Genomic DNA, 25,274 nt, shown 5'->3' with positions numbered 1-25,274 from the left:
CCACCCCGTCCGCGGGACGACACCTGTCCGGGGGACGGACCCTCGGCGGGGGACGGACCCTGGGCGGGGGATGGACAATGTCCTGCCGGTCGGGAACCGTGCAGGAAGAAGACGCGACGCAGCCGGCCGCCGCCCCGACAAGGAACCGCAGCCGGGCCTACTCAAGACACGCAGGAGCAAGTGGTGATCGAAGAGACCCTCCTCGAGGCCGAGGAGAAGATGGAGAAGGCCGTCGTGGTCGCCAAGGAGGACTTCGCCGCGATCCGCACCGGCCGTGCGCACCCGGCGATGTTCAACAAGATCGTGGCCGACTACTACGGCGCGCCGACGCCGATCAACCAGCTGGCTTCGTTCTCCGTGCCGGAGCCGCGCATGGCCGTTGTGACCCCGTTCGACAAGAGCGCGCTGCGCAACATCGAGCAGGCGATCCGCGACTCCGACCTGGGCGTCAACCCGAGCAACGACGGCAACATCATCCGAGTGGTGTTCCCCGAGCTCACCGAGGAGCGTCGCCGCGAGTACATCAAGGTCGCCCGGCACAAGGGCGAGGAGGCCAAGATCTCCATCCGTTCCGTGCGCCGCAAGGCCAAGGACGCCATCGACAAGCTGATCAAGGACGGCGAGGTCGGCGAGGACGAGGGCCGCCGTGCGGAGAAGGAGCTCGACGACACCACCGCGAAGCACGTCGCGCAGGTGGACGAGCTCCTCAAGCACAAGGAAGCGGAGCTGCTCGAGGTCTGATGAACGACTCTTCCTGGGGGGCGCCGCAACAGGCCGGGTACTGGGGGCCCGCGGACCAGGGTCCTGTCCCGGGGGTCGCCCCGGCGGGGCCCGCGTACGATGCGCATGACGCCCAGCAGACTCGCCCCAAGGCCATCGTGCCCGACGTACCCGCATACGGCGGAAACCAGGATGACGACCGGGGGGCCGCTCGGCTGAGCGGCCCCCTGTTCCGCGACGACACGCCGCAGACGCGGCCCTTTGACACGCCGCAGACGTCGCCCCCCTACGGGCCGGCGTCGCAGAATCCGGAGCCCATGCCCGACTCCCCGCAGCCGGCGCCCGCCCCGCAGAAGAAGAGCGCGGGGCGCAACCTGAGTGCTGCCATAGGGGTCGGTGTCGGGCTCGGTGTGGTGATCGTCGCGTCCCTGTTCATCGTGAAGGCCGTGTTCGTCGGCGTGATCGCGGTCGCGGTCGTGGTGGGTCTGTGGGAGCTGACGAAGCGGCTCGAGGAGCGCAAGGGCATCAGGGCTCCGCTCGTGCCGCTCGCGGTCGGCGGCGCGGCGATGGTGGTCGCCGGGTACGTCCGGGGTGCCGAGGGTGCCTGGGTGGCGATGGCGCTCACGGCGCTGGCCGTCCTGGTGTGGCGGATGACGGAGCCGCCCGAGGGCTATCTCAAGGACGTCACGGCGGGCGTGTTCGCCGCCTTCTACGTGCCGTTCCTGGCCACGTTCGTCGCGATGATGCTCACTGCCGGCGACGGGCCGTTCCGCGTCCTGACGTTCCTGCTCCTGACGGTGGTCAGCGACACCGGTGCGTACGCCGTCGGCTGGCGCTTCGGCCGGCACAAGCTGGCCCCGCGCATCAGCCCCGGAAAGACCCGCGAGGGCCTGTTCGGCGCGGTCACCTTCGCCATGGTGGCCGGGGCGCTGTGCATGCAGTTCCTGATCGACGGCGGCTCCTGGTGGCAGGGCCTCATCCTCGGCCTCGCGGTCGCCGCCAGCGCCACGCTGGGCGACCTCGGCGAGTCCATGATCAAGCGAGACCTTGGCATCAAGGACATGGGCACGCTGCTCCCCGGTCACGGGGGGATCATGGATCGGTTGGACTCGCTGCTGCCGACGGCGCCGGTGGTGTGGCTGCTCATGGTGCTGTTCGTCGGATCCGCGTGACCGCACTCGGCCAGGGAGCCCCCGCCCGTCCCAGGGCCGGGGGCTCGCTCCGTTTCCGGGACCACCTTCAGCACGGCCGGGGCGGCGGGGCACCGTAAACGATCTGCGACACCGAAAGACCATGCCCAAGCCCGGAGAACTGGCAGTGATCCGGAAGCAGCGGCCCCCCTACCTGCATGTTTGGCGTCCGTGGGGGGCTGGTTGCGGCCCCCTGGGCCGTCTGTGGGGCGTGAGGTTGAGCTCAGCGCCCATCGAGTTGAACCAAGACGACCAGCTGCGCCATGCGTTACACGAGAATGCCCTTGTGGATGCAGGCATATGGGTCGGTGCTGTCTCCGGCCTGGTTGGGGCTGCGCTGGGTGCAGCGGGTGCGATCGTCCCTACAACGATGGCTCACCGCCATCAGTGGTCGATGGCTCGCGATCAACGGCGTGCAGAGCTGGCGAAGGAATCCATCGACACCCTCACGACAGAGTTTGTCAGTCTGCTGAACCTGGCGCAGAGGTACCCGGAGGAAGGTGCGGGCGAAGATGTGATGCTCCCGTTTCGGCGGGAGGCCCACGGACACCATCTGAGTACGGAAGACGAATACCGCGTTCTTCGCATAGCTGCCTTCAACGTGCCGGGGGAAGCTCTCGCATGCCTGGCGCCCGTTTGAGGGAGGAAAGAATGCCGCCGCTTACCTCCGACACCGCTGAGGTTCGACGCCGACGCCTGGCGTACCAGGCGCGGCGCAGAATGAGCCCTACGCATTCGTCCTGACAGCCTTGGACAGGACCGTGTCTACAACTCGGCGGGTCCGCTCCTGACTCGACGGCATGAGGTGCGCGTACACCAGCAGCGTCAGCGCCGGGTCGGTGTGCCCCAGGTACTGGCTCACGGCCTTGATGCTTTCCCGGCGTCCAGCAGCACCGAGGCGTAGAAGTGCCTGAGCGCGTGCATTCCGTGCTCGCGCGCGGACTCGTACTTGCCGTCTTCCCCGGCGTCCTGGATGAGGCCAGCCACCGCCAGCGCGGGCTTCCACTCCTGGATGTTGAAGTTGCTGCGCCACACCACCCCGCTCGCGGTGTTCGTGAACAGGAGCCGGGCCGACACCTTCGGGCCGTCCGGCCTCCGCCACGGCAGCGTGATCTCAACCGGCTTGCAGGCGTCCATGTGGGCGCGCAGGGCCTCAGCCACTGACGACGGCAGCGGCACGTCCCGCTCCTTGTTGCACTTCGGCGGGGCGAACACGGCCTTTCCCTGGATGAGTTTCACCTGTCGAACCACCCGCAGGATGCCGCCCTCGAAGTCGAGCGCATCCTCAGCGAGTCCCGCGATCTCGCCCTGTCGGAGCCCGCACCCCGCGCCCGTGTCCACCATGGTCCGGTACCGCTGGGGGAGCGCTGCGCGAACGGCGTGCACCTGGGTGGGCAGCCACGGCACGACGCGCCGCCGCTCAGCCGCCGGCGGGCGGACGGACTTTGCGGAGCACGGGTTACGGGGCAACAGGCCGTCGTCCACGGCCGCGCTCAGCACGGCTCGAACGTCGCCGTAGATGTTGCCGCGCGCACGCGCCGCTCACGGCGGGGTTCGCCTCCAGGTTGCTCACGAGGTCGCGGATGTGCTCGGGGCGGAACGAGTCGAGTGGACGCGAGCCGAGCACCGGGAACGCGTGCAGGCGCAACCGCTGTTCGGCCACGATCTTGCGACCTGATCCGATACCGGACCCGGTGTGTACCTCCCGAGCCAGAAGCCCTACCTCGTCTACGACGGTTACCCCGATTCGGTACTGAAGGCACTGGAAGAAGCGGCCACGCCCCGGTCCTGACCTGGGCGGCACGGGTCCCCCGCCCTGGATTGCCGTCCTCAGGCACGTACGGGCCGCGGTGTCAGAGGCCGGGTGTCAGAGGTGTCAGAGAACGGTGTCAGGCTGGGTGTCAGAGAGCGTGACACTGCGTGTGCCCAGGGGCTTGGGTGTCAGGACCGCCTGACTGTAAGAGGGTGTCAGGGCGGGGCGGCCCGTCGGGGTTACTAGCCGCCAGTCGCCCAGGTGCCAGAGCTCCGACGGGGATTAGGCGCCCGAAGAACGTCCGCCCGCAGGGCGGTCCTTCATGCTCTTCCTTCCCCGACGCGTCCGGCGTCGGATGGCGTCCCGCGGGCACCGAGCTCGTCGAGGCTCGCGATCACCAGCTCGACATCGGCCATCGCCCTGCGGGCCCTTGAGCCATTCGTGTACGCCGCGTGCTGACACAGAGGCCATGAGCTGGAGGAATACGATGTTCGCTCTGAAGGACCTGTGTCGTCGACCGCCTCGCGGTGAAAGCTCCCGTGAGCCAAGCCAGAGCCCACGAGAGGCAGGAAACGTGGCACACCCGCGCAGAAACAACCGACGAGTCAGAGCGGTGATCGGCACCGCAGTGGTTGCCGGAGCCGTGTTCTGCGGTGCTCCCGCGGCACACGCTCAACCGATCATCCCCGGAGACTCGGCCCGCCTGATCCGCCCCATCATCCCGAAGGTCCCGTTCTTCCCGGGGCCGGAGACAAGCCCGGGGTTCCGCCCGATCATCCCGAAGGTCCCGTTCCTCCCGGGGCCGGAGACAAGCCCGGGGTTCCGCCCGATCATCCCAGACCTGGGCGGAGACGGCAGCATGGGTGGCGGAGGCGGAGGCGGCGGCGGTGGAGGCGGCCCCGTGTAACGGGTGGAGACGGCAGCGTGGACTCGGTAACCTGACCGCCGCGCGATGACCGGGGGCGCTCCAGGCCCCCGGTCCTTAGACCCCAAACCCTTCGTCCGGAGGAAGACCGCAGACGAGATCCTCGAACGCCTCGCCCGCCAGCTGAACCGAATTGACGACTCAGGACGCTAGGGTCCGTCTTCAAACGGATCTTGGCCCAGGATGGCGGCGCGTCGGCGCCCTTGTCCTGTCGCTTGTCGCTTGAGCCCCGGCCGGGCCGTCTGTGGGCCGTCCGAGGGTGGCCAAAGACGACCGACGACGACAGTCAACGACCACCGTGCGAGCCTTCGGGCGCAGGTCACAGGAATTGATCTGCGACACTGAAAAGACCATGCCCAAGCCCGGAGAACTCACTTTCGTCGCCCCGCGCGGAGCCAAGAAGCCGCCGCGGCACCTTGCCGATCTCACGCCTGCCGAGCGTAAGGAGGCCGTCGCCGCGATCGGCGAGAAGCCGTTTCGTGCCAAGCAGCTTTCGCAGCACTACTTCGCGCGGTACGCGCACGACCCGGAGCAGTGGACCGACATTCCCGCCGGTTCGCGCGCCAGGCTGCAGGAGGCGCTGCTTCCGGAGCTGATGACGGTCGTCCGGCACCTGTCGACCGACCAGGGCACCACGCGCAAGACGCTGTGGCGGCTGTTCGACGGGACGCTCGTCGAGTCCGTGCTCATGCGGTACCCGGACCGGGTGACCATGTGCATCAGCTCGCAGGCGGGCTGCGGCATGAACTGCCCGTTCTGCGCCACCGGGCAGGCGGGTCTGGACCGCAACCTGTCCACCGCGGAGATCGTGCACCAGATCGTGGACGGGATGCGGGCGCTCAGGGACGGCGAGGTCCCCGGCGGTCCCGCGCGGCTGTCCAACATCGTCTTCATGGGCATGGGCGAGCCCCTCGCCAACTACAAGCGCGTCGTCGGCGCGATCCGGGCCCTGACAGACCCCGCGCCGGACGGACTCGGGCTGTCGCAGCGCGGCATCACGGTGTCGACGGTAGGACTGGTCCCGGCGATCCACCGGTTCGCCGACGAGGGTTTCAAGTGCCGGCTCGCGATCTCGCTGCACGCACCCGACGACGAGCTGCGCGACACCCTCGTCCCCGTCAACACGCGGTGGAAGGTGCGCGAGGTCCTCGACGCCGGGTTCGAGTACGTAGAGAAGTCCGGGCGTCGGCTGTCCATCGAGTACGCGCTGATCCGGGACATCAACGACCAGGCGTGGCGCGGTGACCGGCTCGGACGGTTGCTCAAGGGCAAGCCGGTGCACGTCAATCTGATCCCGCTCAACCCGACGCCGGGGTCGAAGTGGACCGCCTCGCGGCCTGCGGACGAGAAGGCGTTCGTCGAGGCCATCGCGGCCCATGGGGTGCCCGTCACCGTCCGGGACACCCGGGGTCAGGAGATCGACGGGGCATGTGGTCAGCTGGCGGCCACCGAGCGGTAATCTGAGGCCGTCCACATCTTCATATTCCGACAGGGGAGCGCCACAGCGCTGAGAGTGCGGCAACCGGCCGCAGACCCTCTGAACCTCGCCCAGGTCATTCTGGGTAGGGAGATCGGTCGTTACTCGAGCTGTTGCGCCCTGCCCGGGAGTCGGCGGAGAACCCCTCCGAAGGCCCCGGGCAGGGCCGCGTCTCTTCCTGGTCACCCCCAGGAGGAAATCCAGTGCACACCAAGACCTTCGTGGCCGTGGCGGTCGGGCTCGGCCTCGTCACGCTGTCCGCCTGCGGATCGTCGTCCGGCTCCGGCGCCGGCAGCGGCGGCGGCTCCAGGACCGTGACGCTCGTCAGCCACGACTCGTGGGCCGTCTCGAAGAGCGTCATCAAGGACTTCGAGAAGCAGTCGGGCTACACGGTCAAGGTCCTCAAGGACGGCGATGCCGGACAGGCCGTCAACAAGGCCATCCTCACCAAGGACAACCCGCAGGGCGACGTCTTCTTCGGCGTCGACAACACGCTGCTGTCGCGGGCCCTCGACAACGGGCTGTTCCAGCCGTACGAGGCCAAGGGGCTCGACAAGGTCGGCGCCGCCTATCAGCTCGACAAGGGCAAGCACCGGGTCACGCCGATCGACTACGGCGACATCTGCGTCAACTACGACAAGGCGTACTTCAGCAAGCATGGGCTGACCCCGCCGCAGTCCTTCGACGACCTGGTCAAGCCGCAGTACAAGGACCTTTTCGTCACCGAGAACGCCGCCACCTCCTCGCCCGGCCTCGGCTTCCTGCTCGGCACCGCCGCCCAGTACGGGGACAACGGCTGGCAGGACTACTGGAAGAAGCTCAAGGCCAACGGCGTGAAGGTCGTCGACGGCTGGGAGCAGGCCTACAACGAGGAGTTCTCCGGGTCCGCCGGTGGCAAGAAGGCCAAGGGCGACCGGCCGCTCGTCGTGTCGTACGCCTCCTCGCTGCCCGCCGAGGTCGTCTTCGCCGACCCGAAGCCGAAGACCGCCCCCACGGGGGTCGCGGCCGGCACCTGCTTCCGGCAGATCGAGTTCGCCGGACTGCTGAGCAACGCGAAGAACACCAAGGGCGGCAAGGCGTTCATCGACTTCCTGATCTCCAAGGAGTTCCAGGAGGACATGCCGCTCAACATGTTCGTCTACCCAGTGGTCGAGGGGGCGAAGGTGCCCGCCGAGTTCACCCAGTACGGTCCGGCGGCCAAGGACCCCCAGAGCATGGCTCCCGGCAAGATCGCCGCCAACCGTGACCAGTGGGTCAAGTCGTGGACCTCACTCGTACTGAAGTAGTCCCCCGCAAGGGCTGGACGAGGAGCCGAACGGGGAACGCGGCGCGGCTCGGGCTCATGGCCGTGCCCGTCGCGTTCTTCGCGGTGTTCTTCGCCTACCCCGTGGCCGCGATCGTCGAGCGCGGCCTGAAGGTCGGCGGGGCCTGGCAGTTCGGGCGGCTCGCGGATGTGCTCGGGCAGTCCGACATCCGGCACGTGCTGTGGTTCACCACCTGGCAGGCGCTCGCCTCCACCGCGCTCACGCTGCTGGTCGCGCTGCCCGGCGCGTACGTCTTCGCCCGCCTCGACTTTCCGGGCCGCCAGGTCCTGCGGGCCGTCGTCACCGTCCCGTTCGTGCTGCCCACGGTCGTCGTCGGCACCGCGTTCCTCGCGCTCGTCGGGCGCGGCGGACTCCTCGACGAGCTGTGGGGCGTACGGCTGGACACCACCGTGTGGGCGATCCTGCTGGCGCACGTCTTCTTCAACTACGCGGTCGTCGTGCGGACCGTCGGCGGGCTGTGGGCGCAGCTCGACCCGCGGCAGGAGGAGGCCGCGCGGGTGCTCGGCGCGTCGCCGCTGACGGCCTGGCGGAACGTCACGCTGCCGGCCCTGGCCCCGGCGGTCGCCGCCGCCGCGCTCATGGTCTTCCTCTTCACCTTCACCTCCTTCGGCGTGGTGCAGATCCTCGGCGGCCCGACCTTCTCGACCCTCGAAGTGGAGATCTACCGGCAGACGTCCGAGATCTTCGACCTGTCCACGGCCGCGGTGCTGACGATCGTCCAGTTCCTGGCGGTGGGGGTGATCCTCGCCGTGCACGCCTGGACCGTGCGGCGGCGGGAGACCGCTCTCAAGCTGGTGGACGCGTCCGTGACCGCGCGGCGGCCGCGCGGCGCGGGACAGTGGACGCTGCTGGCGGGCGTCCTCGCCACCGTCGTCGTCCTGCTCCTGCTGCCGCTCGCCGTGCTGGTGCAGCGGTCACTGGACGCGCCAGGGTTCGGCTACTACCGGGCGCTGACGAACGCGGACGGCGGGACCTTCCTGGTGGCGCCGATCGACGCCGTCGGTACGTCCCTGTCGTACGCCGTCGCCGCCACCGCCGTCGCCGTGGCGATCGGCGGTCTCGCCGCCGCCGCGCTCACCCGGCGGGACGCGGGCCGGATCGTGCGCGGCTTCGACGCGCTGCTGATGCTGCCGCTCGGGGTCTCCGCGGTGACCGTCGGCTTCGGGTTCCTGATCGCGCTGGACAAGCCGCCGTTCGACCTGCGCAGCTCCTGGATCCTCGTGCCGCTCGCGCAGGCCCTGGTCGGCGTCCCCTTCGTCGTACGGACCATGCTGCCCGTGCTGCGGGCGGTGGACGCGCGGCTGCGGGAGGCGGCGGCCGTGCTCGGGGCGTCGCCGTGGCGGGTGTGGCGCGAGGTCGACCTGCCGATGGTGCGGCGGGCGCTGCTCATCGCCGCCGGGTTCGCCTTCGCGGTGTCGCTCGGCGAGTTCGGGGCGACCGTGTTCATCGCCCGGCCCGACAACCCGACCCTGCCGGTCGCCGTGGCCCGGCTGCTGGGGCGGCCCGGCGACCTCAACTACGGCCAGGCGATGGCTCTTTCCACGATTCTGATGGTGGTGTGCGGGGTGGCGCTGCTGGTGCTGGAGCGGCTGCGCACCGACCGGACCGGGGAGTTCTAGATGCTGCTGAGCCTGGATGCCGCGACCGTCCGTTTCGGCGGGCGGGCGGTGCTCGACGCCGTCGATCTCGAGGTCGCCGAGCACGAGATCGTGTGCGTGCTCGGGCCCAGCGGCAGCGGCAAGTCGACGTTGCTGCGGGCGGTGGCCGGGCTGCAGCCGCTGGACTCCGGGCGGGTGCTGCTCGACGGGCGGGACCAGGCGGGGGTGCCCGTGCACCGGCGCGAGGTGGGTCTGATGTTCCAGGACCACCAGCTGTTCCCGCAGCGGGACGTGGGCGGCAACGTGGCGTTCGGGCTGCGCATGCACGGCGCCCAGAGGAGCGAACGGGCCGCCCGCGTCCGGGAGTTGCTGGAGCTGGTCGGGCTGCCCGGCGCCGCGTCCCGGGCCGTGGCCGCCCTCTCCGGCGGGGAGCAGCAGCGGGTGGCGCTGGCCCGCGCACTGGCGCCCCGGCCGCGGCTGCTGATGCTGGACGAGCCGCTCGGCCAGCTCGACCGGTCGCTGCGGGAGCGGCTCGTCGTCGAACTGCGGGAGCTGTTCGGACGGTTGGGCACCACCGTGCTCGCCGTCACCCACGACCAGGGCGAGGCCTTCGCGCTCGCCGACCGGGTCGTGGTGATGCGGGACGGGCGGATCGCCCAGTCCGGCACACCGCTCGAGGTGTGGCAGCGGCCGGCGGACGCCTTCGTCGCCCGCTTCCTCGGCTTCGAGAACGTCGTCGAGGCGACGGTCGACGGCGAGGCCGCGGTCACGCCGTGGGGCAAGGTGCCGGTGCCCGAGGGCGCGCCGCAGGGGGCGCGCACCCTCCTCGTACGGCCCGCCGGCGTCCGTCTCGTCCCCGCCGACGAGGGCCTGCGCTGCACGGTCGCCGCCCGCACCTTCCGGGGCACCCATGTCGCCGTCCATCTCCAGCCCGAGGACGCGCCGCGGCTGGAGGCGGCGTGTCCGCTGCGGGCGGCGCCGGAGGTCGGGGACGAGGTCGGAGTGGAGTTCGGCGTGGCCGAAATCGTCGTGCTCGGCTGATCGTCGCGCCCTAGGGTAAGGGGCATGACGCTACTCGTACATGACCGCTATTGCGACGAAATCGACCACCAGGTCAAGCAGTTGAGGGCTGTCGTGACCTCGGGCGCCGACCTCTCCGCCACCGTGCCGACCTGCCCGGACTGGTCGCTGGAGAAGCTCGTACGGCACATGGGAGGCGCTCTGCGCTGGGTGGAGGCGCTGGTGCGGACCCGGGCCCAGGAAAACATCCCGGAGGACAGGATCCCGCTCATCGACGGCCCCGAGGCGCAGGGCGACCCCGCTGCGCTGGACGCCTGGCTGGCCGAGACCGGCCGGATGGTCGTCGACACGCTGCGGGAGGCAGGGCCGGACGCGAAGGTGTGGGCGTGGGCCGGGGTGCTCAACTCCGGTTTCTGGGCCCGCCGTATGACCCACGAGATCACGATCCACCGCGCCGACGCCACGCTCGCCGCCGGGCTGCCCTACGAGGTCGCTCCCGTTGTGGCCGCGGACGCGGTCGACGAGTGGCTGCAGATCGTGCAGTGGCTGCAGCAGACCAGGCCGAACAAGGACGCCGAGGAGCTGCGCAGGCCAGGCCGCAGCATCCACCTGCACGCCACCGACACCGGCCCCGAGCTGAACGCCGAGTGGGTCGTCGAGCTCACCGAGAAGGGCGTCACCTGGCGCCGTGGCCACGAGAAGGCGACGGTCGCCCTGCGCGGGCCCCTCACCTCCGTCCTGCTCGCCTTCTACCGCCGGCTGCCGCTGGACAGCCCGGAGTTGGAGGTGCTCGGCGAGCGGGAGCTGCTGGAGTTCTGGCTGCAGCGGGCGACGTTCGGGTGAACAGCTGTGGCCCGTCCCCGGGTTCGGGAACGGGCCACGAGCAGTGTGCGCGCGAGGCGTCAGCGACCGCTGTTCGCCCCACGACGGCGCAGGCCGAAGAAGACCGCGCCGCCGCCGACGACGACCAGGGCCGCCGCGATGCCGGCGATCAGACCGGTGTTGGAGTTCGCACCGGTCTCGGCGAGGTTGGAGTCACCGACCGCGGGCGACGGAGCGTTGCTCGAGGTGCCTGCGGGAGCGGTGCTGCTCTCCGAGGCCGACGGAGTCGGGGTGGCGGTCTCCGACGGCTTCGGAGTGGCCGACTTGGTCGGGGTCCCCGGCGAAGACGGAGTCGGAGTCGGGCTCTCCTCCTTCTTGCAGGCCGTGGACGGCGTGGTCAGGTTCGGCTTGATGTCCTCGTCGACCAGGTTCCCGGCCTTGACGTGGATGCGGTAGGTGGCGTTCGGCTGCCAGTCCTCGGCGAAGGTGAGCGCGGTGCCCTGGCGCGAGCCCTTGACCTCCTGCGTGCCGATCTTCTTCGCGTCGGCGCCGTTGCTCTCGAGGAACACGGAGACGTTCGCCGGGGTTCCGGAGGCGTCGACGTCGGTGACGACGATGACGCCCTTGGTGCCGTCGCACTTCGCTTCGGCGGAGAACTCACTGATGTTGCAGGCGAGCGCGTTGCCGGCGACACCGATGGCGAGCGCGGCCGAGGCGGAGGCGACACCGAGGATGCGCACGGAACGTGCGGTACGACGGGATTTGGACAAGATGGCCACTTTGCCCTTCACGGGATGCGCAATTGCGGGGGGCTAAGGGGATGTTGAGGCGACGGTGAGGTGAGGCCCCGGCATCCCCAGGAGACTCATCTGTTTATAAGGGCTCCATAAGAAGTGTCAATGCATATGCCGCCCACGGGCGTTGGCTTTGCCCTCTTATTAACCGCCGAGACGTTTCAACGCCTCCGGAGCCTCCTCGATCCGGTCAACCAGGGCGATTCAATCCTCCATCGAACGGCCCCGCGCCAGCGACTGTAGCAGTGGCCAGGCCGGCAGCCGCTCCGTCCAGTGCGCGCGGTCCACCAGAACCATCGGCGTGGGCCCGCCCCGGGACCCGTAGAAGCCCGCGGTGGAGCGGGCCAGCAGGCCGTCCTCGCGCGTGGCGTTGGCGGAGTACTTGGCGATGTGCGCGGCGAAGGCGTTCGGCGGCTCGTGGCCGTAGAACCAGGTCGGGATGCCGACCGAGGCCCCGCCGCCCGGCCAGCGGTCGCGCACCTCGAAGGCGGCGCGCGCCCAGTCGGTGACCGAGGGCGTGAACGACGGGGCCTTGGCGAGGAGTTGCAGGGCCTCGGTCAGCATCGTGTCGTCGAAAGCGCGGCGTATGCGCCGAGGTTCGCCGCCTCCATCGCGCCCGGGCCGCCGCCCGTGGCCACCGTGAAGCCGGCCGGGTCAGCTCGCGGCCGAGGCGCGCGGCACCGGCGTAGTGTTCCATCCCGCGCGCCATCCCGTGGCCGCCCATGACACCCACCACCCGGGCGCCGGTGAGGAGTTCGTCGAGCGCGTCGTAGACGGCGCCGTCGTGGACGGCGCGCAGCATGGAGGCGAACATGTCCCCGTCCGCCTTCGTCTGCTGGAACCAGGCGTAGGCGCGGGCGTCCGGCGTCGCCTCGTAGCCCTCGTCGAGGCCGTCGAACAGCTCGTCGGGGGTGTACTCGACACCCCGGTACGGGTCGAAGGAAAGCCCCGGGACGGGCGGGAAGACCAGGGCCCCGTCGGCGCGCACCTTGGCGGCGGCCCCGGGGTCCATGGGGCAGCCGAGGAAGACGGAACCCGCGGAGTCCACGGACAGCAGGACGTCCGTACGGTCCGTCAGGTCGACGGCCCGGACGCGATGGGGGTCCCCCTGCTCGAGCGAAGCCGAGAGCTTGGGGGAGGGCCAGCGTGCCGTGCGCGGAGACGACCTCGTCGAACTCGGCGAGGGACTCGATCTCGCGCTAGTGGGAGCCGTCGAGCGGCTGGGCGGGTGTCGGATGCACCCGCCCATGCCAGGGCTCAGCCCTGTACGGCCGCCGGGTCCATCCACATGACCTCCCAGGTGTGGCCGTCGAGGTCGTCGAAGGCGCGGCCGTACATGTGGCCGTAGTCCTGGGTCTCGCCGGTCGCCGTGCCGCCCGCCGCGATCGCCTTGTCGACCAGCTCGTCGACCTTCTCGCGGCTCTCGGCACTCAGACACAGCAGTACCTCGCTGGTCTTGGTCGAGTCCGCGATCTCCTTCTTCGTGAAGTCGGCGTAGCGCTGCTTGCTGAGGAGCATCGCGATGATCGTGTCGCTGATGACGACGCAGGCGCAGTCGTCGGTCGTGAACTGCGGGTTGATCGTGTAGCCGAGCTCCGTGAAGAACTTCTTGGCGGCGGCGACGTCGTTGACGGCCAGGTTCACGAAGATCATTTGCTGGTACATGCGAGGTCTCTCCCATCGGGTTCGTGCCGTTCGGTGGGACAGACCGGGGGCCCGGGCGGAAGTCATCGGTGTTGGGTGACCTTTTTTCTACGTCGTCTTCGGGCGCCGCGGGTCTTCTCAGCGGGCCAGCGGCAGTGCGGCAAGGTCGGCGATCACCAGGGTCAGCGGGGCGAACAGGGCCAGCAGGGCGGCGGTGCGGAGGGCGGCGGCGGTGCGGAGCAGCGTGGGGGGTGCGCCGAGGCGCAGCAGGGCGGCCATGGTGTCGGCGCGGGCCTGTCTCGCCTCGACGGCCGCCGTCAGCAGGGTGGTCAGGGCGCAGCAGGTGACGAGGAGTGTGCCGAGGGTGGTGAGGGGGCCGAACGCCGGGGCGGCGCCGCCGTAGAGGGCGACCATGGCGTACGTCCCCGAGGCCACCGCGCAGACGACGCCCAGCGGGCGGCCGATGCGGCCGGCCTCCTCCATCAGGACGCGGCCGGCCAGCAGGCGCAGGGCGCCCGGGCGCGCCGACTGGAGCAGGCGGCCGCACAGGTGGGTGAGGCCGGGGCCGGCCAGGGCCAGACCGAGGGCGGTCAGCAGCCAGCCGGCGAGGACCGGGGCGGAGCCGGCTGCGAGGCCGCCGGGGAGGGTGGGGGACGGAGTGCTCACCGTGTGGCTGGCGTATGCCTCGACGGCGAGGCCGACGGCCACTACGGCGATGCCCCACGGGAGGCCGACGGGCAGTTGGCGGGGGGCCGGGGGGCGGTGCGGGGCGGGGTCGGGATCGGGGCTGGGGTCGGTGAAGGCGTCGGTCCAGTCGACTGGCGTTTTCAGGATGCCGTCCGTTGCGGCCAGGGGGTCGGTCGCGCAGCCCGGCGCCGACGGGGTGCCGCCCGCGCCCACCCGTGCCGCCCCAGCGGCACGACTGCCCGCGGACTGACGGGGTGCCTGGGCGCCGTCGCTGTCCGGGGCTTGGGCGGTACGACTGTCCTTGGCGGGAAGGGGTGGCTGGGTGCCGTCGCCCTCCGCGGCTTGTGCGGACGGGCCGCTGCGGCCGTCCGCGGTGTCCGTCCGTGCCGGGCCGGCAGCGCGGCTGCGCGTGGTGTGTGCGAAGTGGGCTCCGAAGCGGCCGTACGTGCCGAAGTTCTCCCGTGTGCCCGCTCGGCCGTATGCCCCGAAGCGGCCGTACTTCCGGGCCGTGCGCCCTGCCGCCGCGGGCTTGGTGTCTCGTGGGCGCAGGACCAGGGCCACCGACACCGACGCGATCGCCGGGACCAGTGACAGCAGGGTCAGCGCGGCCGGGACCGGCAACTGCTCGTCCGCGGCCAGGAACTCCGGGGCCGGGCCGTCGAACGGCATGCCCGTGAGGTCGCCGCGCAGGTGCAGGAAGAGCAGCAGCGCCAGCATCGAGCCGAGCACGCAGGACAGGGCCGTCGTGGCCGCCGAGACGGCCATCAGACGGCCGGGGCCGAGGCCGAGCGCCGAGAGCCCGGGGCGCGGCCGCGAGCCCGGGTCGGTGTGGGCCACCGCGACCGCGAGGTACACCGTGGCGACGAGGGGCACCGCGCACCAGGACAGGCGCAGCACCGCGGCGGCCGAGTCCTCCGGGTGGCCCAGGGCGTAGCCGAGCGTGCTCAGCAGCAGAAAGCCCGTGCCCGCCGACGCCGCCGCGACCGTCAGGCGGCGCAGTTGGACGGCGGGGTGGGCGACGCGGGTCAGGCGGAGAGCGAGCACGCGGCCCGGCCTTCCGTGTCGCCGACCGGGGGCAGGTGCACGGTCCGCACGCACCGTCCGTCGAGCAGCGCCACCGCACGGTCGGCGAGGGCCGCGGTCTCCGCGTCGTGCGTGGCGAGCACGACGGTGATGCCGTGCGAGCGGGCCGCCGCGGTGAGCGTGCGCAGCACATGGGCGCGGTCGGCCCGGTGCAGCGGGGCCGTCGGCTCGTCGGCGAACAGCACCGTCGGCGCGGGCGCGAGCGCGCGGGCGATGCAGACGCGCTGCCGCTCGGCCTGGCGGAGTTCGTGCGGGCGTTTGCGGGCGCTGTCGCCGACGTCGAGGCGCTCCAGCCACTCCCGGGCGGCCGTCCTGGCCCGGCGCCGGCTGGTGCCGCGCAGCATCAGGGGCAGGGCCGTGTTCTCCCAGACGTTCAGCTCCGGTACGAGCACGGGGGCGGGGTCGATCCAGCCGAACCGGTCGCGGCGCAGCCGTTCCCGTCTGAGCGGGCCCATCGTGTGCAGGGGCGCGCTGTTGAACCAGACCTCGCCGCGCTGGGCGGGCACCATTCCGGACAGGCACCGCAGCAGGGTCGTCTTGCCGCTGCCGCTCGGGCCGCTGACGGCGAGGATCTCGCCCTGACGGACGCTGAGCGAGACGCCGCTGAGCGCGGGCGAGCCGTCGTTGTGGGTGAAGTGCAGGGCGCGTGCCCAGAGCACGTCGTTGTCCGGCGGGGCCACCATGGCGTACACCTCGGTTCAGATCTGAATGCCGTGCGCGATCCGCGAAATGCTCCGTGCGGGGGAACGAAGGCAGGGCCGATCGGTCACTGGCACGCTAGGCAGCCGACGCCGGGAGGCCGGACAGCACGCGGCCCCGGGCCGCCGTTTCTCACTCGAACGGGCGGCACCGGGGCCGGTGATGATCATCTGATCGTCAAGTGTGACCCCCTGCGGTCACCCTCCTGCGATCACAGCTTCGTCCACGCCTCCGTCAGCGTCGCGCGCAGGATCTGCTCGATCTCGTCGAAGGTCTCCTGGTTGGAGATCAGCGGCGGGGCGAGCTGGACGACCGGGTCGCCGCGGTCGTCGGCACGGCAGTACAGGCCGTTGTCGAAGAGGGCCTTGGACAGGAAGCCGTACAGGACGCGCTCGGTCTCCTCCTCGTTGAAGGACTCCTTGGTGTTCTTGTCCTTCACCAGCTCGATGCCGTAGAAGAAGCCGTTGCCGCGGACGTCGCCGACGATCGGCAGGTCGTGCAGCTTCTGCAGCGTGGAGAGGAACGCGGACTCGTTGTCGAGGACGTGCTGGTTGAGGCCCTCGCGCTCGAACAGGTCCAGGTTCGCCAGGCCCACGGCCGCGGACACCGGGTGGCCGCCGAAGGTGTAGCCGTGCAGGAAGGTGTTGTCGCCCTTGTAGAAGGGCTCGGCGAGGCGGTCGGAGACGATGCACGCGCCGATGGGGGAGTAGCCCGAGGTCATGCCCTTGGCGCAGGTGATCATGTCCGGGACGTAGCCGAACTTGTCGCAGGCGAACATCGTGCCCAGCCGGCCGAAGGCGCAGATGACCTCGTCCGACACGAGCAGCACGTCGTACTTGTCGCAGATCTCGCGGACCCGCTGGAAGTAGCCGGGCGGCGGCGGGAAGCAGCCGCCGGCGTTCTGCACCGGCTCCAGGAAGACCGCGGCGACGGTGTCCGGGCCCTCGAAGAGGATCTGCTGCTCGATCTGGTCGGCGGCCCAGCGGCCGAACGCCACCGGGTCGTCGCCGAAGATCGGGGCGCGGTAGATGTTGGTGTTGGGGACCTTGTGCGCGCCCGGCACCAGCGGCTCGAAGGGGGCCTTCAGGCCCGGCAGGCCGGTGATGGACAGGGCGCCCTGCGGGGTGCCGTGGTAGGCGACCGCGCGGGAGATGACCTTGTGCTTGGTGGGCTTGCCGACCAGCTTGAAGTACTGCTTGGCGAGCTTCCAGGCGGTCTCGACCGCCTCACCGCCGCCGGTGGTGAAGAAGACCTTGTTCAGGTCGCCCGGCGCGTAGTGGGCGAGGCGCTCCGCCAGCTCCACGGCCTTGGGGTGGGCGTAGGACCACACCGGGAAGAACGCCAGCTCCTGCGCCTGCTTGAAGGCGGTCTCGGCGAGCTCGGTGCGGCCGTGACCGGCCTGGACCACGAACAGACCCGCGAGACCGTCGAGGTAACGCTTGCCCTTGTCGTCGTAGATGTAGGTGCCCTCGCCGCGCACGATCGTCGGGACGGGCGAGTTCTCGTACGAGGACATGCGGGTGAAGTGCATCCACAGGTGGTCGTACGCGGATCGGCTGAGGTCCTTGCTGCTCACGGTTATCGGGTTCCCCACATGTAGGTCTGCTTCTTGAGCTTGAGGTAGACGAAGCTCTCGGTGGAGCGCACGCCGGGCAGGGCCCGCATGCGTTTGTTGATGACGTCCAGCAGGTGGTCGTCGTCCTCGCAGACGATCTCGGCGAGGATGTCGAACGAGCCCGCGGTCATCACCACGTACTCGACTTCCGACATGTCAGTCAGCGCGTCGGCCACGGACTCCACGTCGCCCTCGACGTTGACCCCGACCATCGCCTGCCGGCGGAAGCCCACGGTGAGCGGGTCCGTGACGGCGACGATCTGCATCACGCCCTGGTCGAGCAGCTTCTGGACGCGCTGGCGCACGGCCGCCTCGGACAGGCCGACGGCCTTGCCGATGGCGGCGTACGGCCGGCGGCCGTCCTCCTGGAGCTGTTCGATGATGGCGAGGGAGACGGCGTCCAGGTGAGGGTTGCCGTTCCTGGACTCGCGGGAGTCCTTCTGGTCTGCGCTTCGACTGGCCACGACCTCACTGTGCACGACGTCTCGACAGTTCCGCAAGGCTGCATCAATGAAATTCGTTGTTTACGAGACTGAGACCTGCGGATTTCGCAGCAGTGATGCGACCGGGGGTGTTGAAAACGTCGGGCTGCCGATTAGGGTGGGGGTGTCTCAGCGAGTGGACACCCAGAGACCTTCGAGAACAGCCAGAACCTGACAGGAGGGCCGGCAGTGAGCACCGAGCTGCGTCGTCTGCGCAACTACATCGACGGTGAGTTCCGGGACGCCGCCGACGGACGGACCACCGAGGTGGTCAACCCGGCGACGGGCGAGGCGTACGCGACCGCGCCGCTGTCCGGGCAGGCGGACGTGGACGCCGCCATGGCGGCCGCCGCCGAGGCCTTCCCGGGCTGGCGCGACACGACCCCGGCCGAGCGCCAGAAGGCACTCCTGAAGATCGCTGACGCGTTCGAGGAGCGCGCCGAGGAGCTGATCGCGGCCGAGGTGGAGAACACGGGCAAGCCGATCGGGCTGACCCGCACCGAGGAGATCCCGCCGATGGTGGACCAGATCCGCTTCTTCGCGGGCGCGGCGCGGATGCTCGAGGGCCGCAGCGCCGGCGAGTACATGGAGGGGATGACCTCGATCATCCGCCGCGAGCCGGTCGGTGTCTGCGCCCAGGTCGCGCCGTGGAACTACCCGATGATGATGGCCGTGTGGAAGTTTGCCCCGGCGATCGCGGCGGGCAACACGGTCGTCCTGAAGCCGTCGGACACGACCCCCGCCTCCACCGTCCTGATCGCCGACATCGTCGGCTCGATCCTGCCCAAGGGCGTCTTCAACGTCATCTGCGGCGACCGGGAGACCGGCCGCATGATGGTCGAGCACCCGACCCCGGCGATGGCGTCCATCACCGGCTCCGTCCGTGCCGGCATGTCGGTCGCCGAGTCCGCCGCCAAGGACCTCAAGCGCGTCCACCTGGAGCTCGGTGGCAAGGCCCCGGTCGTGGTCTTCGAGGACACCGACATCGACAAGGCCGTCGAGGACATCTCCGTGGCGGGCTTCTTCAACGCCGGCCAGGACTGTACGGCCGCCACCCGCGTCCTGGTCCACGAGTCCATCCACGACGAGTTCGTGTCCGCGCTGGCCAAGGTCGCCGCCGAGACGAAGACCGGCCAGCCGGACGACGAGGACGTCCTCTTCGGCCCGCTCAACAACCCCAACCAGCTCAAGCAGGTGGCCGGCTTCATCGAGCGGCTGCCCGCCCACGCCAAGGTCGAGACCGGCGGTCACCAGGTCGGCGACAAGGGCTACTTCTACGCCCCGACCGTCGTCTCGGGCCTCAAGCAGGACGACGAGATCATCCAGAAGGAGGTCTTCGGCCCGGTCATCACCGTCCAGTCCTTCACGGACGAGGACCAGGCCGTCGAGTACGCCAACGGCGTCGAGTACGCCCTCGCGTCCTCGGTGTGGACCAAGGACCACGCCCGCGCCATGCGGATGTCGAAGAAGCTCGACTTCGGCTGCGTGTGGATCAACACCCACATCCCGCTGGTCGCCGAGATGCCCCACGGCGGCTTCAAGAAGTCCGGCTACGGCAAGGACCTGTCGGCGTACGGCTTCGAGGACTACACGCGGATCAAGCACGTCATGACGTCGCTCGACGCGTGACCCGCTGACCTCGCGGCCCCGGACGGGAGGTGTCCCGTCCGGGGCCGAGGTGTTCCCCCTCGACGTCCGTCACGTCCGTCAGTCCCGCGCCACGTACGCCGGCCAACTGATCGACAAGGTGTCGTGTCCGCCCCGGCCCGCTCGACGCAGCGTCGGTTGTTCCCCCCAGGCGGGGGCGGCATGCTGCCCGAATGCCCTTCACTCCGAAGACGCCCTCCTTCACCCGTCGTTCCCTGCTGCGCACGCTCGGCGGCACCGCCGCGCTCGGTGTGCTCGCCGGGTGCGGTGTGCCCGCCGCCCACGTCAACCCCGGCGACCGTGCCGCCACCGACCTGTCGGCCACCGACAAGCGGCTGACCTGGGCGAACTGGCCGCTGTACATCGACACCGACGACAACGACCCGAACCGGCGACCCACCCTTGCGGCCTTTCAGAAGCGCACCGGCATCTCCGTCGACTACGTCGAGGAGATCAACGACAACGACGAGTTCTTCGGCAAGATCAGCCCGGCCCTCATGAACCACCAGCAGCCGGGGCGCGACCTGATCGTCGTCAGCGACTGGATGTGCGCGCGCTTCGTGCGCCTGGGCTGGGTCCAGGAGATGGACCGCGCCCGGCAGCCCCATGTGGCCGAGCACCTCGACCCGCTGTTGCGCAACCCGCCTTCGACCCGGGGCGGAAGTGCACGGTGCCGTGGCAGTCGGGCATCACCGGCATCGCGTACAACCGCCGCAGGCTCGGTCGCGAGATACGTCGCGTCTCCGACCTGTGGGCGAGCGATCTGAAGGGCCGCGTCACCCTGCTCTCGGGCCTGGACGAGGCGTTCGCGCTGCTGATGCAGGGCAACGGCGTCGACATCACGAAGTGGACGGCGGACGACTTCCACACGGTGTGCGACCAGGTGGAGAAGGAGGTCCGCACGGGGCAGATCCGCCGCTTCACCGGCAACGACTACACCAAGGACCTGGTCAGCGGCGACGTGCTGGCCTGCCAGGCGTACTCGGGCGACGTGATCCAGCTCCAGGCGGACAACCCCGACATCCGCTTCGTCGTGCCCGAGGAGGGCGCGGAGCTATGGGCGGACTCCCTGATGATCCCCAACCGGGCCCGCCACAAGGCGAACGCGGAACGGCTGATCGACTACTACTACGAGCCCGAGGTCGCCGCGGAGCTCGCCGCCTGGGTGAACTACGTCTGCCCGGTCCCGGCGGCCCGGGCCGTCCTCGCCGCGTCCAAGGACAAGGACACGGCGGCGCTGGCCGAGAACCCGCTGATCTTCCCCGACGCGACGATGCGCAGGCGCCTCGCGATCGCCCGGGACATCACGTCCACGGAGCGGGTGGAGTTCGCGAAGCGGTGGAACAAGATCGTGGGGCTGTAGCAGACTCACGGACGTGATGTGACGTGGATATTTTCAGCCGGCACTCAGGATTTCTGCTGGCACCAAGATCGGCAGCTGTTCTCAGAGGTGACCGCGCATCACTTCGATGCGGGCTGCTCTGGCTGCGGCTGATCGATCTCGAGGGTAGGCCGCACCGAGGTTCATGCCGCCGGACGCTCACTCGTTCACCGGCCCTGCCCCGACCGTTCGATGCGCTCCACCAGTTCGGCCGCCATCGTTTTGATGGTCTCCAGTCCTTGGTGACCCCAGGGATGCGGATCCTGGTCCACCACACAGATCGTGCCCAGCACCATGCCCGTGTGGTCGATCAGCGGGGCTCCCAGGTAGGAGTGGATCCCGATGGCATCGACGACGTGATTTCCGGCGAAGCGTGGAAAGTCGCGGACATCGTCCAGCACCAGAGCCTTGCGCCGCCTGACCACGTGCGGGCAGAAACCGATGTCGAGGTCACGAGGCATCACCCGGCCTGGCACGGGCTCCTCGAGCAGGGGGGACTCCAGTTCCACGGTCGTGTCCGAGGCCGCGCTGTACAGGCCCGCGAAGTACTGGCGGTTCTCGTCGATGAAGAAGTTGACCCCCGCGTAGCACCCACCGGTGCGCTTCGCCAGTTCACGTGCGAAGTCGTCGAACTCCGGAACCGGCTTGTCCTCGATCCCCAGTTCCCGGAGCCGGCGTGCCCGGGCCTGCGCCTCAGGGTCGTGCGGGGGCAGAAGCAGATGACGCACGGCGATCCCTGTCTCCCCTCCGAAGGGAGTTTTGGACACCATCGCTGCCATGGGAACTCCTTGAAGTGATCAGATGCTGCACGAGTGAAAGTAGAACCCGAATGCCTGAGCTGGACAGGCGAGCGTCACACAGGACCACCGGCACCTCGGGCTTGAGGTCAAGCGCCGCCCGCACCTCTTCCGGCTCGTAGTGGTGCGCTCCGTCGAACTCGTTGACCGCGACAATGAAGCTGATGCCGCGTGCTTCGAAGAAGTCGACCGCCGCGAAACAGTGGTCCAGCCGACGGGTGTCGGCGAGTACGACCGCACCGAGTGCACCGGCTGACAGTTCGTCCCACATGAACCAGAAGCGCTCCTGGCCGGGCGTGCCGAACAGATAGAGCACGTGGTGGGGGCTGATGGTGATCCGGCCGAAGTCCATGGCCACCGTGGTGGTGGCCTTGCTCTCCACCCCGTCCAGCCTGTCCGTGGCAGCACTGACCTCGGTCAGCAGTTCCTCCGTGCTCAGCGGCTCGATCTCGCTGACCGCTCCCACAAAGGTGGTCTTGCCCACCCCGAAACCGCCGGCGACCAGAATTTTGATCCCCATCGGAAGGGAGTCGGCGCCGGGTGCCTCAGAGCCGTTTGAGGAGCCCATCCCGCAACGCCTCCAATAGATCCAGATCGGGGGCAGAACATGACCCCTGTATTGACAGGTTGAAGGGCCGTGTGACGACTGCGCCACGCTCGACCAAGTCGGACAGCAACACCTTGATCACCGTTGCGGGCATGCGTGTGAGCCCCGCGATCTCAGCCACCGTGACCGGCGTCCGGCACAGCTCCAGCACTTGGGTGTGATCCAGTCCGAGGTTGCTCCGAAGCGTGGTCCCGGTGGCCACCACCATGGTCATCAGGTCGAAGTGGCACGTGGGTCTGGTGCGTCCTTCGCTGACGGTGTACGGCCGGACCATCCGTCCGACGGCATCGTCGAGCAGCGCCCTGTCCGGATCGCCCGGGTCGTCCGGCATCTGTCACTGCCCCACCGACTGACGTGGCGAGACCCCCAGGTGGCGGCGGACGCTCTTGACCATCATGGTCATCTCGTAGCCCAGCACCGCCGCATCCGCTTCGCGCCCGGCGAGCACTGCCAGCAGGGCACCCTGCCCGGCCGCGGAGACGAAGAGCAGCGAGTTGCTGAGTTCGGTCACGATCTGCTGCACATCACCGCCGTCGTCGAATCGCTTGCCGGCACTGCGGGCCAGCGAGTAGAGCCCGCTGGACAGGGCCGCCAAATGATCCGCTGCGTCTTTTTCCAGTCCGTCCGAGGCCATCACCAGACCGTCCGAGGACAACAGCAGTGCGCTGCGGGTATGCGGTACGCGCTGCACAAGGCCGCTCAACAGCCAAGAAAGATCTTCGCTCACCACGATCGAGTACTTCTCCTCAATGACGTGAAACTGCTAGGGGGCCAGGTCCGTTCGGGTATGCCTGCCGACGGACGTGGTGATGGTGTCGGTTTCCCTGGATTCTTCGGCTGCCTTGAACTCTTCTTCCTTCAACTCTTCGGCTTCCACGGGTTCTTAGGCTTCCATGGGTTCTTCGGCTGCCTCGGATTTCTCGGCCCGGCGGACGCCGGTCCGGAAGGCGGCCATCAGGCCCGGATCGTGCTCGGCTTCCTTCGCCACCACGTCCGTGGGGGAGGCCTGTCGCAATTCGGGGGCGAGGTGCTCCTGACGGCGGCGCTTGGGCAGCAACGGGCGACCGTCTCCCGGCGCAGGGGCCGCGACGGGGGCGCGTAGTGGTTCGGCCGTCGGTGCGGGTACCGAGGTCCGAGCAACGGGGATTTCCCGCGCCGGTGCCTGCTCTGCCGCGTCCTCCGCACGTCCATGAGGGGGTGGGGGTGTCTGTCCATGAAGGGCTGGGGATGTGACGCCCGACGGCTGTTGCTGTGGTTCCGTCACCTCCGGCTGCTTGCCCAGCAGTTCGTGCGGCAGCACGACGACCGCCTGTGTACCGCCGTAGACGTTGTTCTGGAGCCGTACGGCGATGCCGTGCCGCCGGGCAAGCGCGGAGACCACGTACAGGCCGATCCGGCCGTCCTTGAGCAGCTCGCCCAGAGCGACCCCGTCGGGCGAGGCGAGCAGGGAATTCATCTGGTTCCGCTCGGCGGAGGTCATGCCCAGGCCGCGGTCCTCGACCTCGATCGCCAGCCCGGCGGTGACGTGCTCGGCACGCAGCAGCACCTGGGTGTGGGGAGGCGAGAACACCGTGGCGTTCTCGACCAGCTCCGCCAGCAGGTGGACCACGTCGACGACCGCGTGCCCGCTCACCGTCCCCTCCACCGGGGGAACCAGCTTGACCCGCGCATACTGCTCGATCTCGGCGGCCGCGGAACGCATCACATCGCTCATGCTGACCGGTTGGGTCCACAGGCGGTGGGAGACGGCGCCGCCGAGCACGGCCAGATTCTCGGCGTATCGCCGGATACGGGTGGCCAGGTGGTCCACACGGAACAAGCCCTTGAGCAGGTCCGGGTTCTCGACCTCGTTCTCCAGGTCGTCCAGCAGCCCGATCTCGCGGTGCACCAGGGACTCGAGCCTCCGGGCCATATTGGCGAAGACCTCGAAGTGCTCGCTGTCGCGCGGCTGTGCCGCCAGCTCCTGCGCAGTCGCCTCGGCAGCGCGCTGGGCGGACGCGATCTCGTCCCCGAGCCGGTTCAGCGCGTCCCCCGCCTGGTCCGGCAACGGGCTGCCCTGATGTCGCCGGCGCTCCATCAGCTCTTGGCTGTGCTCGAGCTGCAGCCGCAGCTGCGCCAGTTCGGCCCGGTCGCGGGCCGCGAAGCTGCTCACCTCGGCATAGCGGCGTCGCAGCGCGCGCGCCTTCGCGGAGGCGAAGAGCCCTGCGCCCGTGAGGATCCCGCAGACGACCAGCAGCGTGCCCGTGAGCAGACTCCGGAAGGCGTCCTTGCCGATGTGGCCCACGCCCGCGGTGAAAAGGAGAGCGGCGGCCGCGGCTCCGGTGACCGTGACCAGCCCGGCGGGCAGCACCGCGAGAAGCACCATGTGGCGCTCAACTGCCTTACCGTGCCCGGCCGGATTAGTGTCCGGGACATGCCACGACTGGGAGTCGACTGCCGTCATCTCCTCCGGGGCATGTGCGGGCAACATCGAAGGTTCCTGCATCACAGTCCCTGGTTGCATATCGGCCAACAGGCCAAAAGTGTGCGATGCACGTTACAGGTAACCGCACGGCACGTCACTACTAGTTACGTCGTGGGGAGTGATTTACCGGATCGCGCAACAGGTGGCGCCAGCGCCCCAAGGAACTGAGGATGCAGCCTGTGCCGAGGCTATGCACGAAGCAGCGGCGTGATCCAGGCCCCGGCAGGGTTCGTGACGGGCCTGTGATCCCCGAGCCGGCTGCCGGAGCAGCACGCAACCCTGCGGTCGGGGGTCGCCGTCATGCAGCGGAGGATCCGGGATCGATCATGAAAGGCGGCCGCTCCCGGTCCTTCTCAGCGGGGCTCCTCCTGGTGCTGCGAGGCTCGGGGTCAGGTGATCGCCTCGAAGACTGGTCTCGCCGTGACGCCCGTGAAGGTGGAGCATGAAGGGGGGCTTCCACCGTGATCGTGGACACCAGTTGTCATGCAGCGATGGCCAGCGTAGTTGATCTCTGTTCGAAGACGGCGGGCGCGAGGTAGCCGAC

General features: G+C 69.5%; 20 protein-coding genes, 3 pseudogenes and 1 riboswitch. Of the genes and pseudogenes, 10 read left to right on the top strand and 13 right to left on the bottom strand.

Going from position 1 to position 25,274, the window contains the following annotated elements; translation table 11 throughout:
• Positions 1–183 precede the first annotated feature (183 nt).
• The 3 genes from frr to ABZV31_RS16185 all read left to right on the top strand — a co-directional run bounded on the left by frr (position 184) and on the right by ABZV31_RS16185 (position 2,550).
• Positions 184–741, top strand: coding sequence for a ribosome recycling factor (gene frr / locus ABZV31_RS16195; protein WP_355893689.1), 558 nt, complete (start codon positions 184–186; stop codon positions 739–741).
• Entirely contained in the window at positions 741–1,892 is a 1,152-nt protein-coding gene (locus tag ABZV31_RS16190; protein WP_355893687.1) for a phosphatidate cytidylyltransferase, read from the top strand. The genes frr and ABZV31_RS16190 overlap by 1 nt, the downstream gene beginning before the upstream one ends.
• Positions 1,893–2,148: 256 nt before the next feature.
• The gene (locus ABZV31_RS16185; RefSeq protein ID WP_355893684.1) at positions 2,149–2,550 is read left to right on the top strand and encodes a hypothetical protein; all 402 of its coding nucleotides are present in this window, start codon (positions 2,149–2,151) and stop codon (positions 2,548–2,550) included.
• Between the two features lie 87 nt (positions 2,551–2,637).
• Here ABZV31_RS16185 and ABZV31_RS16180 read toward each other — a convergent pair.
• Positions 2,638–3,576 (bottom strand): annotated as a pseudogene (locus ABZV31_RS16180) (site-specific integrase); the annotation flags it as partial.
• 1,364 nt (positions 3,577–4,940) lie between these two features.
• On the opposite strand from ABZV31_RS16180, the gene rlmN reads away from it, so the two are divergent.
• From rlmN to ABZV31_RS16155, 5 genes are all read left to right on the top strand, one after another.
• The gene (rlmN, locus tag ABZV31_RS16175) at positions 4,941–6,047 is read left to right on the top strand and encodes a 23S rRNA (adenine(2503)-C(2))-methyltransferase RlmN (RefSeq protein WP_355893681.1); all 1,107 of its coding nucleotides are present in this window, start codon (positions 4,941–4,943) and stop codon (positions 6,045–6,047) included.
• A gap of 21 nt (positions 6,048–6,068) precedes the next feature.
• A riboswitch (TPP riboswitch) is annotated at positions 6,069–6,175 on the top strand.
• 93 nt (positions 6,176–6,268) lie between these two features.
• Positions 6,269–7,351 (top strand): thiamine ABC transporter substrate-binding protein, encoded by a 1,083-nt coding sequence (locus ABZV31_RS16170; RefSeq protein ID WP_355893679.1) that lies wholly within the window; start codon positions 6,269–6,271, stop codon positions 7,349–7,351.
• A 56-nt stretch (positions 7,352–7,407) separates the two neighbouring features.
• Positions 7,408–9,009 carry an iron ABC transporter permease gene (locus ABZV31_RS16165; protein ID WP_355893677.1) on the top strand — a complete coding sequence of 534 codons (1,602 nt, stop codon included), beginning with the start codon at positions 7,408–7,410 and terminating at the stop codon, positions 9,007–9,009.
• Positions 9,010–10,029 (top strand): ABC transporter ATP-binding protein, encoded by a 1,020-nt coding sequence (locus ABZV31_RS16160; protein WP_355893674.1) that lies wholly within the window; start codon positions 9,010–9,012, stop codon positions 10,027–10,029.
• A 24-nt stretch (positions 10,030–10,053) separates the two neighbouring features.
• Positions 10,054–10,851, top strand: a complete 798-nt coding sequence (locus ABZV31_RS16155) for a maleylpyruvate isomerase N-terminal domain-containing protein (protein ID WP_355893672.1) — start codon at positions 10,054–10,056, stop codon at positions 10,849–10,851.
• Positions 10,852–10,910: 59 nt separating this feature from the next.
• Here the strand turns inward: ABZV31_RS16155 and ABZV31_RS16150 are convergent, their stop codons facing one another.
• The 7 genes and pseudogenes from ABZV31_RS16150 to ABZV31_RS16120 all read right to left on the bottom strand — a co-directional run bounded on the left by ABZV31_RS16150 (position 10,911) and on the right by ABZV31_RS16120 (position 17,831).
• Positions 10,911–11,570: an LAETG motif-containing sortase-dependent surface protein gene (locus ABZV31_RS16150; RefSeq protein WP_355893670.1), complete on the bottom strand. Its 660-nt coding sequence runs from the start codon at positions 11,568–11,570 to the stop codon at positions 10,911–10,913.
• A 258-nt stretch (positions 11,571–11,828) separates the two neighbouring features.
• A pseudogene (locus ABZV31_RS16145) lies at positions 11,829–12,817 on the bottom strand (Rossmann fold nucleotide-binding protein).
• 64 nt (positions 12,818–12,881) lie between these two features.
• Positions 12,882–13,289, bottom strand: a complete 408-nt coding sequence (locus tag ABZV31_RS16140; protein WP_355893668.1) for a VOC family protein — start codon at positions 13,287–13,289, stop codon at positions 12,882–12,884.
• Between the two features lie 117 nt (positions 13,290–13,406).
• Complete coding sequence (locus ABZV31_RS16135) at positions 13,407–14,999, bottom strand: hypothetical protein (protein WP_355893665.1); 1,593 nt, start codon at positions 14,997–14,999, stop codon at positions 13,407–13,409.
• Positions 14,981–15,721, bottom strand: a complete 741-nt coding sequence (locus tag ABZV31_RS16130; protein WP_355893662.1) for an ATP-binding cassette domain-containing protein — start codon at positions 15,719–15,721, stop codon at positions 14,981–14,983. Before ABZV31_RS16130 ends, ABZV31_RS16135 begins: the two co-directional genes overlap by 19 nt.
• Before the next feature lie 227 nt (positions 15,722–15,948).
• Entirely contained in the window at positions 15,949–17,331 is a 1,383-nt protein-coding gene (locus ABZV31_RS16125; protein WP_355893660.1) for an aspartate aminotransferase family protein, read from the bottom strand.
• On the bottom strand, positions 17,316–17,831 hold the full coding sequence (locus ABZV31_RS16120; RefSeq protein WP_355893657.1) for an Lrp/AsnC family transcriptional regulator: 516 nt from the start codon (positions 17,829–17,831) through the stop codon (positions 17,316–17,318). Before ABZV31_RS16120 ends, ABZV31_RS16125 begins: the two co-directional genes overlap by 16 nt.
• A gap of 192 nt (positions 17,832–18,023) precedes the next feature.
• On the opposite strand from ABZV31_RS16120, the gene ABZV31_RS16115 reads away from it, so the two are divergent.
• Positions 18,024–19,463: a gamma-aminobutyraldehyde dehydrogenase gene (locus ABZV31_RS16115; RefSeq protein ID WP_355893654.1), complete on the top strand. Its 1,440-nt coding sequence runs from the start codon at positions 18,024–18,026 to the stop codon at positions 19,461–19,463.
• Between the two features lie 191 nt (positions 19,464–19,654).
• Positions 19,655–20,844, top strand: a pseudogene (locus tag ABZV31_RS16110) (spermidine/putrescine ABC transporter substrate-binding protein).
• A 185-nt stretch (positions 20,845–21,029) separates the two neighbouring features.
• On the opposite strand, the gene ABZV31_RS16105 reads toward ABZV31_RS16110, so the two are convergent.
• The 5 genes from ABZV31_RS16105 to ABZV31_RS16085 form a co-directional block, all read right to left on the bottom strand.
• The gene (locus ABZV31_RS16105) at positions 21,030–21,632 is read right to left on the bottom strand and encodes a GAF domain-containing protein (RefSeq protein WP_355893651.1); all 603 of its coding nucleotides are present in this window, start codon (positions 21,630–21,632) and stop codon (positions 21,030–21,032) included.
• Positions 21,556–22,227 carry an ATP/GTP-binding protein gene (locus tag ABZV31_RS16100; protein WP_355893648.1) on the bottom strand — a complete coding sequence of 224 codons (672 nt, stop codon included), beginning with the start codon at positions 22,225–22,227 and terminating at the stop codon, positions 21,556–21,558. Before ABZV31_RS16100 ends, ABZV31_RS16105 begins: the two co-directional genes overlap by 77 nt.
• Complete coding sequence (locus tag ABZV31_RS16095; protein ID WP_355893646.1) at positions 22,205–22,597, bottom strand: DUF742 domain-containing protein; 393 nt, start codon at positions 22,595–22,597, stop codon at positions 22,205–22,207. The genes ABZV31_RS16100 and ABZV31_RS16095 overlap by 23 nt, the downstream gene beginning before the upstream one ends.
• A 3-nt stretch (positions 22,598–22,600) precedes the next feature.
• Positions 22,601–22,996 carry a roadblock/LC7 domain-containing protein gene (locus ABZV31_RS16090; protein WP_355893643.1) on the bottom strand — a complete coding sequence of 132 codons (396 nt, stop codon included), beginning with the start codon at positions 22,994–22,996 and terminating at the stop codon, positions 22,601–22,603.
• Positions 22,997–23,149: 153 nt separating this feature from the next.
• Positions 23,150–24,631, bottom strand: coding sequence for an ATP-binding protein (locus ABZV31_RS16085; RefSeq protein WP_355893640.1), 1,482 nt, complete (start codon positions 24,629–24,631; stop codon positions 23,150–23,152).
• Positions 24,632–25,274: the final 643 nt, after the last annotated feature.

Origin of the sequence: Streptomyces sp. NPDC005202 (assembly GCF_040608235.1) — a bacterium.
Classification (GTDB): Bacteria; Actinomycetota; Actinomycetes; order Streptomycetales; family Streptomycetaceae; genus Streptomyces.
This window is presented reverse-complemented; position numbering and strand designations above follow the sequence as displayed.

Coding starts and splice junctions, on each gene's coding strand:
- ABZV31_RS16190 (WP_355893687.1), top strand. CDS start 741: ATGAACGACTCTTCCTGGGGGGCGCCGCAACAGGCCGGGTACTGGGGG.
- rlmN (WP_355893681.1), top strand. CDS start 4,941: ATGCCCAAGCCCGGAGAACTCACTTTCGTCGCCCCGCGCGGAGCCAAG.
- ABZV31_RS16165 (WP_355893677.1), top strand. CDS start 7,408: ATGGCCGTGCCCGTCGCGTTCTTCGCGGTGTTCTTCGCCTACCCCGTG.
- ABZV31_RS16160 (WP_355893674.1), top strand. CDS start 9,010: ATGCTGCTGAGCCTGGATGCCGCGACCGTCCGTTTCGGCGGGCGGGCG.
- ABZV31_RS16155 (WP_355893672.1), top strand. CDS start 10,054: ATGACGCTACTCGTACATGACCGCTATTGCGACGAAATCGACCACCAG.
- ABZV31_RS16140 (WP_355893668.1), bottom strand. CDS start 13,289: ATGTACCAGCAAATGATCTTCGTGAACCTGGCCGTCAACGACGTCGCC.
- ABZV31_RS16130 (WP_355893662.1), bottom strand. CDS start 15,721: ATGGTGGCCCCGCCGGACAACGACGTGCTCTGGGCACGCGCCCTGCAC.
- ABZV31_RS16105 (WP_355893651.1), bottom strand. CDS start 21,632: ATGGTGTCCAAAACTCCCTTCGGAGGGGAGACAGGGATCGCCGTGCGT.
- ABZV31_RS16100 (WP_355893648.1), bottom strand. CDS start 22,227: ATGGGCTCCTCAAACGGCTCTGAGGCACCCGGCGCCGACTCCCTTCCG.
- ABZV31_RS16095 (WP_355893646.1), bottom strand. CDS start 22,597: ATGCCGGACGACCCGGGCGATCCGGACAGGGCGCTGCTCGACGATGCC.
- ABZV31_RS16085 (WP_355893640.1), bottom strand. CDS start 24,631: ATGGTGCTTCTCGCGGTGCTGCCCGCCGGGCTGGTCACGGTCACCGGA.